The sequence below is a fragment of the Variovorax sp. GW821-FHT09D05 genome (assembly GCF_059416325.1).
In genome coordinates this window covers 24771-40215 of sequence record NZ_JBWKOZ010000017.1, presented here as the reverse complement: position 1 = coordinate 40215, position 15445 = coordinate 24771, and the positions used below count along the sequence as shown (strand labels likewise).

The window sequence follows — 15445 nt, the reverse complement described above, 5'->3', positions numbered from 1 at the left end:
TTCAAAGATTGGGCGCCAGCAGACGCTCGAGATCGGACTCGCTCTCCTTGCGCCGCGCGGCCTGGTCCTGCAACTGATCGTGTCCGATCTTGCCGACGTTGAAGTACGTCGAATCGGGGTGGCTCAGGTAGAAACCACTCACGCTGGCGGCGGGCATCATAGCGAGGCTTTCCGTCAGGGTCATGCCAATGTCCGCGCAGGCCAGAAGGTCGAACATGGGGCGCTTCACGCTGTGGTCGGGGCAGGCCGGGTAGCCGGGCGCGGGGCGGATGCCACGGTACTTCTCCGCGATCATGTCGTCGTTGCTCAGGCTTTCGTCGCTCGCGTAGCCCCAGAGATCGGTGCGCACGCGGTGGTGCAGCGACTCGGCGAAGGCCTCGGCCAGCCGGTCGGCCAGGGCCTTGAGCATGATGGCCGAGTAGTCGTCGAGGTCGTCGATGAAGTACTTCTCTTTTTTCTCGACGCCCAGGCCGGCGGTGACGGCGAACATGCCGACGTAGTCTTTCACGCCACTGTCCTTGGGCGCGACGAAGTCGGACAGGCAGCGGCTGGGGCGCATCACACCGTCGATCATCTGCTTCTCGGTCTGCTGGCGCATGCCGTACCAGGTGAGCGCGACCTCGCTGCGCGACTCGTCGGTGTACAGCTCGATGTCGTCGTCGTTCACCGTGTTGGCGGGCCAGAAGCCGACGATGCCGCTCGCGCTGAGCCAGCGGCCTTCAATGAGGCGCTTGAGCATGCGCTGGCCATCGGCGTACACGCGCACGGCCTCGGTGCCGACGATCTCGTCCTTCAGGATGGCCGGGAACGGGCCGGCCAGGTCCCAGGTCTGGAAGAACGGGCCCCAGTCGATGTACTTGGCCAGATCGGTCAGGTCGAAGTTCTTGAACACGCGCCGGCCAATGAACTTGGGCACCGGCGGCAGGTAGTTCGCGAAGTCGATCGGGGTCTTGTTGGCGCGCGCCTTGGCCAGCGGCCACATCGGCACCTGCTTCTTGTTGGCGTGCTGCTGGCGCACCTTGACGTAGTCGGCGTTGATCTCGTCGATGTACGCGGTGGCCTGGTCGGAGAGCAGGCTCTGCGCCACGCTCACGCTGCGCGAGGCGTCGGGCACGTAGACCACGGGGCCTTCGTAGTGCGGCGCGATCTTCACGGCCGTGTGCACGCGGCTGGTGGTGGCGCCGCCGATGAGCAGCGGAATCTTCTTGATGCGGAAGTGGTCGTCCTTCTGCATCTCACCGGCCACGTACTGCATTTCTTCGAGGCTCGGCGTGATGAGGCCCGACAGGCCCACGATGTCCGCTCCCTCGACCTTCGCCTTGGCCAGGATCTCGTGGCACGGGACCATCACGCCCATGTTCACCACTTCGAAGTTGTTGCACTGGAGCACGACGGTGACGATGTTCTTGCCGATGTCGTGCACGTCGCCCTTCACGGTGGCGATGATGATCTTGCCCTTGGTGCGCACGTCGCGGCCCGCTGCCTCGTCCTGGCGCTTTTCTTCCTCGATGTAGGGAATGAGGTGGGCCACGGCCGACTTCATGACACGCGCCGACTTCACCACCTGCGGCAGGAACATCTTGCCCTGGCCGAACAGGTCGCCCACGATGTTCATGCCGTCCATCAGCGGGCCTTCGATCACGTGCAGCGGGCGGCCGCCCTTCGCAAGGATCTGCTGGTAGGCCTCTTCGGTGTCTTCGACGATGAAGTCGGTGATGCCGTGCACCATGGCATGCGACAGGCGCTGGTTGACGTGCACCGGGTTCTCCGGCGTGCCGCGCCATTCGAGCTTCTTGCTGTCGTCCTTGGCGCCGCTCTTGGCGGTTTCGGCCACTTCGACGAGGCGCTCGCCGGCGTCGGCGCGGCGGTTGAGCACCACGTCTTCGACGCGCTCGCGCAGTTCGGGTTCGAGGTCGTCGTACACGCCGACCATGCCGGCGTTGACGATGCCCATGTCCATGCCCGCCTTGATCGCGTGGTACAGGAACACGGTGTGAATCGCTTCGCGCACCGGGTCGTTGCCGCGGAAGCTGAAGCTCACGTTCGAAACGCCGCCCGACACCTTGGCGCCCGGCAGGTTCTCCTTGATCCAGCGCACGGCGTTGATGAAGTCGACCGCGTAGTTGTCGTGCTCCTCGATGCCGGTGGCAATGGCGAAGATGTTCGGGTCGAAGATGATGTCTTCGGGCGGGAAGCCCACCTCGTCGACCAGGATGCGGTAGGCGCGCTCGCAGATCTCGATCTTGCGTGCGTAGGTGTCGGCCTGGCCTTTTTCATCGAAGGCCATCACCACTGCGGCGGCGCCGTAGCGCTTCACCAGCTTGGCCTCGTGCTTGAACTTGTCGACCCCCTCCTTCATGGAGATGGAGTTGACGATGCCCTTGCCCTGGATGCAGCGCAGGCCGGCTTCGATGACTTCCCACTTCGAGCTGTCGACCATCACCGGCACGCGCGCGATGTCGGGTTCGCTGGCGATGAGGTTGAGAAAGCGGACCATTGCGGCCTTGCTGTCGAGCATGGCCTCGTCCATGTTGATGTCGATCACCTGCGCGCCGTTCTCGACCTGCTGGCGCGCCACGGCCAGGGCTTCTTCGAACTGGCCGTTCAGGATCATCCGCGCGAAGGCCTTGGAGCCCGTGACGTTGGTGCGCTCGCCGATGTTGACGAACAGCGTGCCCTCGCCGATGGCAACCGGTTCGAGGCCGGACAGCTTCATGGGAGGGGGCATTGGGGAAGACATGGTTTGACTCGAGGGCAAAAGCGGTTATTCGTGCGCGGGTTGGGGGAGTCTATCGCCCTCCCCCAAGCAGATAGCGTGCAAGGAGTAAGTCTGAATCATGAAAGGGTAAGTCCGAATCGATAGCGAATCCCTGATTTCGCAGAATGAAAAGAGCACGCTCGTTCTTTTTTGCGTGCATCCCCAAAACCGATCCAACCCAATTGCAGGGAGTTCCGATGATTCGACTGAAGACGATTCTGGCTTCGACGGGCAGGAAAAGCGGTACGGCGCGGCGCTCTGCCGGCGCGCTGCTGATGTGCGGCGTGCTGGCCTTCGCGCCCCTGGTGCAGACGGCCCAGGCAGCCACGAGCAAGACCGCGCAGACGGCCTACCCGATCGTGCTGGTGCACGGCATGCTGGGCTTCGACACCATCGCGGGCATCGACTACTGGTACGGCATTCCCGGTGAGCTGCGTGCCCAGGGCGCCAAGGTCTTCGTCGCCGAAGTGGCCGCCACCAACAGCAGCGAAGTGCGCGGCGAGCAGCTGCTCAAGCAGGTCAAGGACGTGCTGGCGCTCACCGGCGCGAGCAAGGTCAACCTGATCGGTCATTCGCACGGCGGCCCCACGGCGCGCTACGTCTCGGGCGTGGCGCCGGAGCTGGTGGCCTCCGTCACGACGGTAGGCAGCCCCCACAAGGGCAGCAAGGTGGCCGACGTGCTCGGCGACACGCTGCCGGCCGGCAGCCTCAGCCGGACCGTGGTGGTCAGCGCCGTCAACGCGTTCTCCAGCCTGCTCGGCATTCTCTCGGGCAACAACTCGCCCCAGAACGGGCTGGGCGCGCTCGATTCGCTGAACACCGTGGGCTCGGCGAAGTTCAACGCCAAGTTCCCCGACGGCGTGCCCACCACGGCCTGCGGCAACGGGGCCGAGCTGGTCAACGGCGTGCGGTATTTCTCCTGGTCGGGCACCCAGCCGCTGACCAACGTATTCGACGCCTCCGACTACCCGCTGTCACTGTTGAGCGCGGTCCACGGCGAAGCCAACGACGGGTTGGCATCGGCCTGCAGTTCGCATCTGGGCACCTACCTTGGCAGCTACCGGCAGAACCATCTGGACGAAGTCAATCAGCTGCTCGGGTTGCGCGACCTGTTCTCGGTGAGCCCGGTGACGCTGTACGTCAACCAGGCGGCGAAGCTGAAGCAGCTCGGCCTCTGAGGAGACGATGTTCCCGAAGCTCCTGCGTCCGCTGGCGGCGGTCGCGGTGGTGGTGGCCGCAGGCGTGGCGTGGTGGCAGCTCAGCGAGCCTGAAGCGCCAGCGGTCGCCGCGTCTTCGGTGCCGCCGGCCACCAACCCCGCGGCGGCGGAAGCATCCGCCATCGCGCTGCGCAACAACAGCCACGCCCCCGACCCACTGCTGACGCCCGACCTGCTGCGCATCTTCGAGCAGATGTTGAACGACAGCCGGGCCAGGGACAAGGAAGGCCTGATGGCCGAGATGCGCGCCAAGATCGACAAGTACCTGCCGCCGGAATGGCGAGTGCGCGGGCTGGGCCTGCTGGAGCGCTACATCGACTATCGCAACGCGCTAGAGGCGCTGCCGGCGGCCAGCATCGGCGACCCTGCCGGGCTGCGCAGGATCCTCGATGCGCGCGCGGGCATTCGGGCACGCTACTTCGCACCCGAAGAGGTCGAGGGCCTGTTCGGTGCCGAAGAGAAGTTCGACCGCTTCAGCGTCGAGAAGCTGGAAATCGAGCGCAACAAGGATCTGACGCCCGAGCAGAAGCGCGAGGCGCTGGCGCAGACCGAGAAGAACTGGCTTACGCCCGAGCAGCTAGCCGACCGAGCTGCCACCACGGCGCAACTGGGCGTCGCCGAGCAGACCGCGGCGCTGGAAGCACGCGGTGCGAGCCCCCAGGAGCGCTTTGCCGAGCGCTCCCAGCAGTACGGCTACGAGGCAGCGCAGCGGCTGGCCACGCTCGACCAGCAGGAGCAAGACTGGCAAAGCCGCCTCTCGCGCTATGCCGCAGCCGACGAGGCCACGCGGGCGCAGTTGCAGGCCCAGCTCTTCACGCCGCAGGAGGCGCTGCGGCTTCAGGCCGCACTGGAAGTCCGCGCCGCCAACGACAAGAAGAAGGCGCCCTCTACGCCGTGACCACCGTGCTGTTCGCCGCCGCAGAAGCCGGCAGGCCGAACACCCGGTCGAAGGCCCAGTTGAAGACGAAGGTGTAGACCAGGAAGAAGATCACCAGCCCCAGGTCCATCACCAGTGCCTGCCAGAGCGACACACCCAGGCCCCAGGCGAACATCGGCACCAGGAAGGCAACCAGCCCGCCCTCGAAGCCGATGGCGTGGGCGATACGGCGGCGCAGGCTGCGGCCGCGCACGACCTGGCGCGACTCCCAGCGCTCGAACAGCGAATTGAAGACCAGGTTCCAGATCACCGCGACGACCGAGGCGGCCACCGCCAGCACGCCCGAATGGCCGAGGCCGGCGTCCGTCATCAATGCCAGCCCGGCGCTGGCAGCGACGATGGCGATGCCCTCATAAAGGCTGATGTAGACGATGCGACGTTGAATGCCTTGCATGACTCTTCTCTTGGTTTCGTTACTGCGATGACTGGACTTTATGTGTCATCCGCTGATATAAAAAGTTAACTTGTTTCAGTTTTATTGATAGGTCGGGTGCCATGGCTTTTTCCAGCGACAACGTCGAAGTCTTCCTGGCCGTGATCGACCACGGCTCCTTCTCGGCCGCCGCCCGGGCGCTGCACAGGGTGCCGTCGGCCGTGAGCATGGCCATCGCCAACCTCGAGGCCGAGCTCGACCTGCCGTTGTTCGACCGCAGCGGCCGCGAGCCCCAGCCCACCGCCGCCGCGCGCTCGCTGGAGCCGCAGGCGCGGCTGCTGGCGGCCCAGCTCAGGCAGCTGCAGGTGCAGGCGCTGGCGCTGACCCAGGGGCTGGAAGACCGGCTCACGCTGGCCATTGCGCCCGAACTACTGGCCGCGCGCTGGAGCGGCCCGCTGGCCGAACTGGCACGGGAGCACCCGCTGCTGCAGGTCGAGGTTCTGGCGGCCCCGCAGGCCGACGCACTGGCGCTGCTGCACAGCGGGCGCGCGCAGCTGGCGTTGGTGTTCGAGCGCCCGAGCCTCGACGGGCGCGAAGGCTTCCAGGAAGTCGGCAGCGACCTGATGGTGGCGGTCATCGCGCCGGACCATCCCGTTCTCGCGGCCAACGGCGGCCGGCTGCGCGAGGACCACCTGACGAACACCCGGCAGATCGTCGTGGCCGGGCGCGACCTGACCACCAGCGACCCGCGCTTCGTGTTCGCGCGCCATGTCTGGCGCACCGACAACGCACTGGCCGCGCTGAGCCTGATCACCGCCGGGCTGGGCTGGGGCTGGCTGCAGCGCAACTTCGCAAAGCCGCATGTGGCGGCGGGCGCGCTGATCGAGATTCCGTTCGAGAACCTCAGCAACGGCCTGGACCTGTGGGTGGACGTGGTGTGGTCACGTGAGCGCCCACTCGGCCTGGGAGCCCAGCGCTTCGTGAAGTTGATAGCGAAGGACCGGGCAGCCGCCGGTGAGTGCAGCCCCAAGACCGGCGGCGATCAAGGCGACTAGACGACTGGTCTAATAGCCGCTAGAGTGCGGGCCATGAACGCGATCGCCCCCACTCCCGACGTCCGCCAGCACATCCTCGACGTGGCCCATCCGCTGTTGCTGCAAAGGGGCTTCACCGGGGTCGGACTGGCCGAGGTGCTGACGGCGGCGAAGGTGCCGAAGGGCTCGTTCTATCACTACTTTGGCTCCAAGGAGGCCTTCGGCGAGGCCGTGCTGGAAGCCTATTTCACCGAATACCTGGGGCGTACCGACGCGTTATTGACCGAGGCACCGGGCACGGCCGCGCAACGGCTGATCGGCTACTTCGACGACTGGCTCGACTCGCAGACCGGCGACGATGCGCAGAGCCGCTGCCTCGTGGTCAAGCTCGGCGCGGAGGTCTGCGACCTGTCCGAGAGCATGCGCGCGGCGCTGGCGCGCGGCACCAGTGGCATCACCGACCGGCTGGCGCGCTGCATCGAAGCCGGCCGGGCCGACGGCTCGTTGCAGGCCGCGCCGCAAGCAAAGGAACAGGACGCGCAGGGAATCGCCGTCGCGCTCTACCAGCGATGGCTCGGCGCCAGCCTGCTGGCCAAGATCACCCGCGACCGCGCATCGCTGGACATGGCCATGCGCGACACCCGGCAGCTGCTGGGCCTGTCTCCGGACACCTGAAAAAGCCTGAAGCGGGAGGCGCACGCGCTCCCGCTTTTTTTCGCTCATGCACTAGACGACTGGTCTATTCGCCTCCGCAGATCCGCATCCCCAACCACCACAGGAGCCACCAGCCCATGCCTCAAAGCGACATCCTCAACCGCCGCATCGTCCTTGCCGCACGCCCGCGCGGCCTGCCGACACCGGGCGACTTCCGCCTCGACGAGACTCCCGTCCCCACGCCCGGCGAAGGCCAGGTGCTGCTGCGCACGCTGCATCTCTCGCTCGATCCGTACATGCGCCAGCTGATGGACGAGGTCGCACCGGTCTATGCGGCCTCGGTGCCGCTGGGCGAGCCGATGCCGGGTGGCACGGTGAACCGCGTCGTCGCCTCAAAGCACCCGCAGTTCCGCCCCGGCGATCTCGTGCTCGGCAACGCCGGCTGGCAGGACTACGCGCTGTCCGACGGCCAGGACCTGCTCCCGCTCGGCGAGATGGCGCAGCCTTCGCTGGCGCTGGGCGGGCTCGGCATGCCTGCCTTCACCGCCTACGTCGGCCTGCTCGACATCGGCCAGCCGAAACCGGGCGACACCGTTGTCGTGGCCGCGGCGACCGGCGCGGTCGGCTCGGTGGTCGGGCAGATCGCCAAGCTCAAGGGCGCGCGCGTGGTCGGCATCGCGGGCGGTGCGGACAAGTGCCGCTACGCGGTCGAAACACTGGGCTTCGACGCCTGCCTCGACCGCCATGACCCGGAGTTCGCATCGCGCCTCGCGACCGCGTGCCCCAAGGGCATCGACGTCTACTTCGAGAACGTCGGCGGCGCAGTGTTCGACGCGGTGCTGCCGCTGCTCAACATCGGCGCGCGCGTGCCGGTGTGCGGGCACATCGCCGACTACAACAACGAGAAGCTGCCGTCCGGCCCGAACCGGCTGCCGCTGCTGATGGCGGCGCTGCTGCAGAAGCGCATCCGCATGCAGGGCTTCGTCATCCTCGACCACTACGGCGACCGCTTCGACGCCTTCCGGCGCGAGATGGGCGAATGGGTCGATGCGGGCCGCGTGACGCTGCGCGAGGACCGGGTCGACGGGCTGGATAACGCGCCGGCTGCGCTCATCGGCCTGCTGGAGGGGCGCAACTTCGGCAAGCGCGTCGTGCACGTCGCCGAGGGCTGACGCACGCGCCTTCAGGGCCGGTGGCCACCTCCATGGCCGCCACCATGTCCGCCGCCGTGTCCGCCACCGCCATGCGGGCGTTCGCCGCCGCCCCCACCGGGCCTCGGCCGGCCGCCGGGGTGTGGATGTGCCACGCCGGGCGGAGGCCCGGGACGAAAGCCCGGCTGCGGCCGCGGCGGCCTGATGCCGGGATCGTGCGGCGGGCGGAATCCAGGCCCGGGTGGTGGGCGGAACCCGGGCCCTGGCGGCCGGAAACCCGGCCCCGGCCGCCACGGGTGCGGCTGCCATCCCGGCCTCACCGGCGGCGGTGGACGCCAGCCCGCCATGGGTGGCGGAGGCGGCCGGCCGCCCCACCAGCGCCGGTCGCCGTACCACGGCCGGTCGCGGTAGTAGTCGGCCCAGTAGCTGCCGATCGCGAAGCCGATGATCGGCACGCCGATCACCGCGCCGTAGGTGGCCAGCGGCACGCGCTGCTCCTGATATGCGTAGTCGAGGTTGCGCGACCAGACCCAGCCGCGCCCGCCGTCGGGCAGCACCACGTCGCACCAGCCATAGCCGCTGGTGCAGCCGACCACGTCGAGCGGCTGGCCCGGCCCGAGCCGCGCCACCAACGGATAGTCGCCCGAGGGCCCGGCGCGCATGTTGACCGCGCCACGCGTGAAGGCCTGTTGCGCCGCGGCCGCGAGCGGAAGCAGCAATGCCAGTGCGCCAATGCCGATCCAGCGCGGGACGAGTGTGTTCATGGGTAGGCTCCTTGCGCCCCAGCGTAGGCCGGGGGCCAAGAGCCTGTCAATCGGCCGCGGGCGCGACCGGAGTGGTGCTTACGCGGCTTCCTTGTAGAAGCCCGCGTTGTTGCTGCCCAGCACGCGGCCTGCCACTGGCGCCACAGCCTTGCCGATGGCCGCGATGTGGTCCGGCGTGGTGCCGCAGCAGCCACCCACGATGTTCACCAGCCCCTCGGCCGCGAACTCGTGCAGCAGCCGCGAGGTCACGTCGGGCGTCTCGTCGAAGCCCGTGTCGCTCATCGGATTGGGCAGGCCCGCGTTCGGGTAGCAGCTGATGAAGGTGTCGCCGGCCACACGCGCCAGCTCCTGGATGTACGGGCGCATCAGCGCCGCGCCCAGCGCGCAGTTCAGGCCAATGGCCAGCGGCTGCGCATGGCGCACGCTATGCCAGAAGGCGGTGACGGTCTGGCCGCTGAGGATGCGGCCCGAGGCGTCGGTCACCGTGCCGCTGATGATGAGCGGCAGGCGCTGGCCGCTGTTGTCGAAATACTCGTCGACCGCGAACAGTGCGGCCTTGGCGTTGAGCGTGTCGAAGATGGTCTCGACTAGGATCACGTCGGCGCCGCCTTCGACCAGCGCTTCGGTCTGCTCGTAGTAGGCCGCGCGCAGTTCCTCGAAGTTGACGTTGCGCGCGCCCGGGTCGTTCACGTCGGGGCTGATGCTCGCCGTCTTGGGCGTCGGGCCAAGCGCGCCGGCCACGAAGCGCGGCTTGTCGGGCGTGCTGAACTTGTCGCAGGCCGCGCGCGCCAGCTTGGCGGATTCGAGATTCATCTCGCGCGCGAGGTGAGCCATCTTGTAGTCCTCCTGCGCGATGGTGGTCGCGCCGAAGGTGTTGGTCTCGATCAGGTCGGCGCCGGCCGCGAGGTAGCTCTCGTGGATGTCGCGAATCACGTCGGGCCGCGTGAGCGACAGCAGCTCGTTGTTGCCCTTGATGTCGCGATCGAAGTCCTTGAAGCGCTCGCCGCGGTACTGCTCCTCGGTGAGCTTGAAGCGCTGGATCATCGTGCCCATGGCGCCGTCGAGGATGGCGATACGCTTGGCGAGGATGCCGGCCAGGGCCTGGCCGCGGGTGTAAACAAGGGGCTTCATAAGCTCCGATTGTAGAAACCAGCCCATCGCCCCGCTCTGCCCCGGGACTTGGCCTTGTCCATGCCTTGCCGGTCTGGCAAGGTTGGACGCAGGCACCCGACGCTTTCATCTCCATGCAAGAAGACATCTTCCAGGTCGGCGACGCGCACTTCGCGTTCACCGCGCAATCCTCGGCCAGCTTCGTCGATGGGGGCATGCAGTTCCAGCTGCACACGGCCCCGGTCGCGTTCGATGCGGCGCTGCATGCACCCGCCTTCCAGCCCGACGACGTGGACAACCCCTCGCAGGGCTTGATCGCGCCGCAGTTCGGCACCTACGGCGCGTTCTTCTTCCACGACAAGACCGGCGAGCCGCTGCGCATCGTGCAGATGCCGCAAAACCAGCCGGCCACCTTCGACTTTCACCTGTACGAGCGCGGCTTCGCGCTCGACAGCTTCCACGGCACAGTGACGCTGACGCCTTCGTCGGTCGAGCTGCGCGGCACGATGCGTTCGCGCTACGACGACAGCAAGAGCGTTCCCACCCACGTCCGCAAGGCTTTCGAGCCGGGTGAAGTGACATTGCAGCCGCACACGTACATCAGCCTCGAGGAGGCTGCCGAGGTGCCGCCCGAACGGGTGCGGCGGCTGCTGATCCGGCAGCCGTGGCAAGGCGACACACCGAAGATCGAGGCCTTCCCGCCCGAGATCCTGCGCTTCAGGAACCTCGAGTTCCTGTCGCTGCAGTTCATGTCGCCGGCGCACGCGCCCTTCACAGCCTTGCCGGACGAATTCTGTTCGCTCTCGTCGTTGAAGGAGCTGTTCGTGCGCGGCTCGGCCATCGAGCACCTGCCCGAGAACTTCGGCGCGCTCGAGCAGCTGGAAGCGCTGTTCCTGCAGTACGGCAAGCTGCGCGACCTGCCCGACAGCATCGGCCGCCTCTCGCGGCTGCAACGGCTGGTGCTGCCCGGCAACGCACTCGCCACGCTGCCCGAATGCGTCGGCCACCTGCCGGTGCTGACCTTGCTGAACGTCGAGAAGAATCCCTTCGTGTCGCTGCCGGCGTCGCTGAAGAAAATCAAGAAGGTCACGCTCGAGAACAAGCTCAAGGCGCTGTATCTCGACATCCGCTATCGCCCGGACGTCGACGTGGCGGTGGCGCCCGAAAGCTTCCTGGCGCGCGCCAGCGCGGAACACGCGGCGATCCTGGAAGCCGCCTGCGCCCGGCACAAGCTCAAGCGCTACCTGCCCGCGCTGCTGCGCCTGGCCCGCAACACCGTGCGCTACCGCACCACCGAGCCGGAAGACTATGCGCAGAAGGGCAACACGCGCTTCGGCGGCGCACCCGACCTTCCGCCGGACATCGAATTTCCCCGTGCGGAAGACGGCACGCACTGGCGCTTCTATGCGCAACTGCGCCTGGCCGACGTGGCCGGGTTTCAGCCCTGGCTGCCGCGCGACGGCATGCTCTACTTTTTCGGCGAGGACCAGGAGGAGCTGCACAAGCACCGGGTGATCCACTCGACCGCCCCCGCCTCGTCGCTAGAGACTTACGTCTACCCGGACGACGCCACGTTCGAGAACGGCGACGCGTTTCCCGGCTTCAAGGCCGTCGCCACTGCCACCGTGTCGGTGCCGAGCCTCTACAACGCGCGCGACCGCCTGACCGGCCGCGACGCGGTGCTGCTGAACATCGAGGACGACGACAAGCTGCAGAAGGCCTACTGGGCGCTGCAGGAAGAGCTTTCGGGCAAGAGCGAGGACTGCCACCTCGTCAACGCGCACGTGTTCACGCAGCACGAATCGCCCGAGGAGCAGGCATCGGCCGAGCGCGGCGGCCTGCCTGGCGAATGGGTCAACCTGCTGATGCTCGAGTCGGACAACCGGCGCGGCTTCTGCTTCTGGGATGCGGGCACGCTGAGCTTCAGCATCCACATGAAGGACCTGGCACTCGGCGATTTCTCCAGGACTTTCGCGAGCCTGGAAAGCAGTTGAGCCTGCGGCCGCTCAGCGCGCCGCGCGCGATTCGGCGAACGCCAGCACCGCCTCGATCATGCGCCGCACGTGCGGCTGCACGCCCGCCGCCACCTCGGGCAGATAGTCGAAGGGCAAGGCCTCCTGCATGTAGCTGCTCTGCGTCATCTCCAGCTGCACCGCGTGCACGTTCTGCGCAGGGTTGCCGTAGTTGCGCGTGATGTAGCCACCGGTGAAGCGGCCATTGAGCACTCCCGTGTAGCCGGTGGCGCCTTCGGCGATGCCCAGCAGCGTCTGCGCCAGCGCCGGGTCGCAGCTGATGCCCTTGCCGGTGCCCAGGTTCAGGTCGGGCAGCTTGCCTTCGAAGAAACGCGGCAGCACCGAGCGGATCGAGTGCGCGTCCCACAGCGCGGCCACGCCATGCTGCGCTCGGATGCGCGCGAGTTCTTCGGCCAGCTTCGCGTGATAGGGCTGCCAGATGGCATCGCGGCGCTCGGCGGTTTCCGCATCGCCCGGCAGATCGCCGGGGTTGGCATACACCGGCGTGTCGTCGAAGGTGTCGACCGGGCACAGGCCGGTGACGCTCTGTCCCGGGTAAAGGCTCGCGCCGTCCGGCGGACGGTTCAGGTCGATCACGTAGCGCGAGTGCGTGGCCACGAGCACCGAGGCACCGAGTTCGTCGGCGAAGTCGTAGAGCCGTTCGAGGTGCCAGTCGGTGTCGGGCACATGGCGCGCTTCCTCCGTGAGGCGGGCAGCCAGCGCGGGCGGCACGTGCGTGCCGACGTGCGGCATCGAAATGAGCAGCGGGCGCGTGCCCTGGCGGAAGCGGAATGGCGGTTCGGCGGTGGTGAAGGCCATGGTGGAGTCAATCCTTGAGTAGTTGGGTGCGCGCGGCCACGAAGGCGGCCGCGGCTTCGTCGTGCAGCGCATGGCGGCCGGCCGATACGCGCGCGCGGCCCGCCACCCAGACGGTGTCGACGGCCGAGGTGCGATGGCTCGCGAAGACGTGGGCCGAGAGCATATCGGGCGCAAGCAGGCCCTGCAGCGCGAGGTGCGAGGCGTCGAGCACGGCGAAGTCGGCCTGCTGCCCCGCTGCAAGCCCACCGACGGCGCGGGCCGATGCCTGCGCACCGCCCTGCACCGCCTCGAGTGTGAGCGCGGTCGCTACATGCGGCTGCGCCGCGCTGGCGCCGACGTTGCGCTGGCGCCTGGCCAGACGCTGGCTGTATTCGAGCATCAGCAGCTCTTCGGCCGCGTTCACGCTGGCGTGGCTGTCCGAGCCCACGCCCCATGCGCCGCCGTGGCTGCGCCATTTGGCGAAGTCGAAGATGCCGTCGCCGAGGTTGGCTTCGGTCGTCGGGCACAGGCCCGCGATCGCGCCGCTCTGGGCCGCGTATTCGTACTCGGCGTCGTTCATGTGCGTGGCGTGCACGAGGCACCAGCGCGCATCGACCGGCGCGTGATCGAGCAGCCACTCGACCGGACGCAGGCCGCTCCAGGCCACGCAGTCGTCCACTTCCTTCGTCTGCTCGGCAATGTGGATGTGGATGGGCGCGGTGCGGTCGATGGCTTCGAGCCCCGCGATCGCATCGCGCAAGCCTTCGGGCGGCACTGCGCGCAGCGAATGCGGTGCCAGGCCGAGGCGTGCGCCCTGCGCGTCGCAAACCGGCTTGAGCGCTTCGAGCAGGCGCAGCATCGAATCGGTCGAGCGGATGAAGCGGCGCTGCCCCTCGGTGGGCGGCAGGTCGCCGAAGCCGCCGGTCTGGTAGAGCACCGGCAGCAGCGTGAAGCCGATACCGGTCTTCTTCGCCGCGCGCAGCAGGGCGAGGCTCAGCGTCGCGTCGTCGGCATACGGACGGCCGTCCACGTCGTGATGCACGTACTGGAACTCGCACACGCTGGTGTAGCCCGCTTCGAGCATCTCGGCATAGAGCCAGGTGGCGATGGCTTCCATGTGCTGCGGGCCGAGGCGCGCGGCAAAGCGGTACATCAGCGTGCGCCAGCTCCAGAAGCTGTCCTGCTGCTCGGCGCGGTGTTCGGTAAGGCCGGCAAAGGCGCGCTGGAAGGCGTGCGAATGCAGGTTGGGCATGCCGGGGATCACGGGGCCGTTGGCGGCTTGCGTGTCGGCAGGCCGTTGCGCACCTGCTTGCACCTGCGTGAGCTGGCCCGCATCGTTCCACGTCAGCAGGACGTTTCTGGCCCAGCCTTCGGGCAGCAGCGCATCGGCTGCAAAAAGCGTTTGTGTCATTCCTTGGCTCCGATGGCGATGCGGCCCTGCCTCACCACCGCGCGCACGGGCTGCTGGCCAAACCAGTAGGCGAGTTCGGCGGCTTCGCGCACGTTCCACAGCACGAAGTTGGCGGGCATGCCTGGCGCGATGGCGCCGTGCGTGTCCTGCAGGCCCAGCGCGCGCGCGGCATGCACCGTGACGCCGTCGAGCGCCTCGGGCACGGTGAGGCGGAACAGCGTGCAGGCCATGTTCACCATCAGCAGCAGGCTCAGTGCCGGCGAGGTGCCGGGGTTGTGGTCGGTGGACACCGCCATCGGCACGGCCGCAGCGCGCAGCGCGGCGATGGGCGGCAGGTGCGTGTCGCGCAGCGTGTAGTACGCGCCGGGCAGCAGCACGGCCACCGTGCCCGACTTGCGCATCGCCTCGATGCCTTCGGCCGACAGGTGTTCGATGTGGTCGCACGAGAGCGCCCCATAGCGCGCGGCCAGTGCCGCGCCGCCCATGTCCGACAACTGCTCGGCATGCAGCTTCACCGGCAGGCCCAGCGCCTGTGCGGCCTTGAAGACCTGCCCGGTTTCCTCGAGCGAGAAGGCGATGCGTTCGCAGAACACGTCGACCGCATCGACCAGCCCTTCGGCCGCCAGCGCGGGCAGCATCTCGTTGCAGACGAGGTCGATGTAGTCGCCGCTGCGGTCTGCGTATTCGGGCGGCAGCGCGTGCGCGCCGAGGAAGGTGGTGCGCACCGTCACGCCATAGGCGTCGCCCAGGCGCCGCGCCACGCGCAGTTGCTTGCGCTCGTGTTCCAGCGAAAGGCCGTAGCCCGACTTGATCTCGATGGCGCACACGCCGTCGGCCAGCAACTGTTCGAGCCGCGACGCGGCCTGCGCGAAGAGCGTGTCTTCATCGGCCTCGCGCGTGGCGCGCACCGACGAGACGATGCCGCCACCAGCCTTCGCCACTTCTTCGTACGTAGCGCCCGCAAGCCGCATTGCGAACTCGTTGGCGCGCTGGCCGCCGTAGACCAGGTGCGTGTGGCAATCGACCAGGCCCGGCGTGACGAGCGCGCCGCCGCCGTCGTGCAGCGCAAGGCCCGCGAACCCTTCAGGCAGTGCGCTGCGCGCGCCGACCCAGCGGATCGCGCCCTGCTCCACCACGATGGCAGCTTCCGCCCCGGCATCGGTGGCGAGGCGTAGACCGGTCCAGAGGCCGTCGGCCGAAGGGAATTCGTTGGCGGGTTTCATCGT

At 67.8% G+C, this 15445-nt stretch carries 13 protein-coding genes; 6 read left to right on the top strand and 7 right to left on the bottom strand.

The genetic code is table 11. The features are described 5' to 3' along the window. Nucleotide 1: 1 nt before the first annotated feature. On the bottom strand, nt 2-2740 hold the full coding sequence (metH, locus tag AC07O3_RS32885) for a methionine synthase (RefSeq protein ID WP_093059265.1): 2739 nt from the start codon (nt 2738-2740) through the stop codon (nt 2-4). A 224-nt stretch (nt 2741-2964) separates the two neighbouring features. Between metH and AC07O3_RS32880 the strand changes: the two genes are divergently transcribed. Together AC07O3_RS32880 and AC07O3_RS32875 are read left to right on the top strand one after the other, a co-directional pair. Then, a complete protein-coding gene (locus tag AC07O3_RS32880) occupies nt 2965-3936 on the top strand; it encodes an esterase/lipase family protein (RefSeq protein WP_495341366.1) in 972 nt (323 codons plus the stop codon). Nucleotides 3937-3943: 7 nt separating this feature from the next. Beyond that, nucleotides 3944-4873 (top strand): lipase secretion chaperone, encoded by a 930-nt coding sequence (locus tag AC07O3_RS32875; protein WP_495341346.1) that lies wholly within the window; start codon nt 3944-3946, stop codon nt 4871-4873. Here AC07O3_RS32875 and AC07O3_RS32870 read toward each other — a convergent pair. Beyond that, nucleotides 4863-5306: a PACE efflux transporter gene (locus AC07O3_RS32870; RefSeq protein WP_093081758.1), complete on the bottom strand. Its 444-nt coding sequence runs from the start codon at nt 5304-5306 to the stop codon at nt 4863-4865. The two genes, AC07O3_RS32875 and AC07O3_RS32870, sit on opposite strands and share 11 nt — an antisense overlap. 101 nt (nt 5307-5407) lie before the next feature. Here AC07O3_RS32870 and AC07O3_RS32865 point away from each other — a divergent pair, with 101 nt between their 5' ends. From AC07O3_RS32865 to curA, 3 genes are all read left to right on the top strand, one after another. Then, a complete protein-coding gene (locus tag AC07O3_RS32865) occupies nt 5408-6340 on the top strand; it encodes a LysR family transcriptional regulator (protein WP_093059259.1) in 933 nt (310 codons plus the stop codon). Between the two features lie 33 nt (nt 6341-6373). Next, nucleotides 6374-6994, top strand: a complete 621-nt coding sequence (locus AC07O3_RS32860) for a TetR/AcrR family transcriptional regulator (protein ID WP_495341345.1) — start codon at nt 6374-6376, stop codon at nt 6992-6994. 116 nt (nt 6995-7110) lie between these two features. Continuing rightward, nucleotides 7111-8145 carry an NADPH-dependent curcumin/dihydrocurcumin reductase gene (curA, locus tag AC07O3_RS32855; RefSeq protein ID WP_495341344.1) on the top strand — a complete coding sequence of 345 codons (1035 nt, stop codon included), beginning with the start codon at nt 7111-7113 and terminating at the stop codon, nt 8143-8145. 11 nt (nt 8146-8156) lie between these two features. On the opposite strand, the gene AC07O3_RS32850 is transcribed toward curA, so the two are convergent. Further along, the gene (locus tag AC07O3_RS32850) at nt 8157-8888 is read right to left on the bottom strand and encodes an SH3 domain-containing protein (RefSeq protein WP_097197443.1); all 732 of its coding nucleotides are present in this window, start codon (nt 8886-8888) and stop codon (nt 8157-8159) included. A gap of 78 nt (nt 8889-8966) precedes the next feature. Continuing rightward, the gene (locus tag AC07O3_RS32845; protein ID WP_093059252.1) at nt 8967-10019 is read right to left on the bottom strand and encodes a homocysteine S-methyltransferase family protein; all 1053 of its coding nucleotides are present in this window, start codon (nt 10017-10019) and stop codon (nt 8967-8969) included. Nucleotides 10020-10132: 113 nt separating this feature from the next. On the opposite strand from AC07O3_RS32845, the gene AC07O3_RS32840 reads away from it, so the two are divergent. Further along, the gene (locus AC07O3_RS32840; RefSeq protein ID WP_495341343.1) at nt 10133-11992 is read left to right on the top strand and encodes a DUF1963 domain-containing protein; all 1860 of its coding nucleotides are present in this window, start codon (nt 10133-10135) and stop codon (nt 11990-11992) included. Nucleotides 11993-12004: 12 nt separating this feature from the next. Here AC07O3_RS32840 and hutG read toward each other — a convergent pair whose 3' ends face one another. Genes hutG through hutI form a run of 3 tightly spaced genes read right to left on the bottom strand, consistent with a single transcriptional unit; the run spans nt 12005 to nt 15442 of the window. Further along, complete coding sequence (gene hutG / locus AC07O3_RS32835; RefSeq protein WP_097197446.1) at nt 12005-12829, bottom strand: N-formylglutamate deformylase; 825 nt, start codon at nt 12827-12829, stop codon at nt 12005-12007. A gap of 7 nt (nt 12830-12836) precedes the next feature. Continuing rightward, entirely contained in the window at nt 12837-14219 is a 1383-nt protein-coding gene (locus tag AC07O3_RS32830) for a formimidoylglutamate deiminase (RefSeq protein ID WP_495341342.1), read from the bottom strand. After that, nucleotides 14216-15442, bottom strand: a complete 1227-nt coding sequence (gene hutI, locus AC07O3_RS32825) for an imidazolonepropionase (RefSeq protein ID WP_495341341.1) — start codon at nt 15440-15442, stop codon at nt 14216-14218. The genes AC07O3_RS32830 and hutI overlap by 4 nt, the downstream gene beginning before the upstream one ends. Nucleotides 15443-15445: the final 3 nt, after the last annotated feature.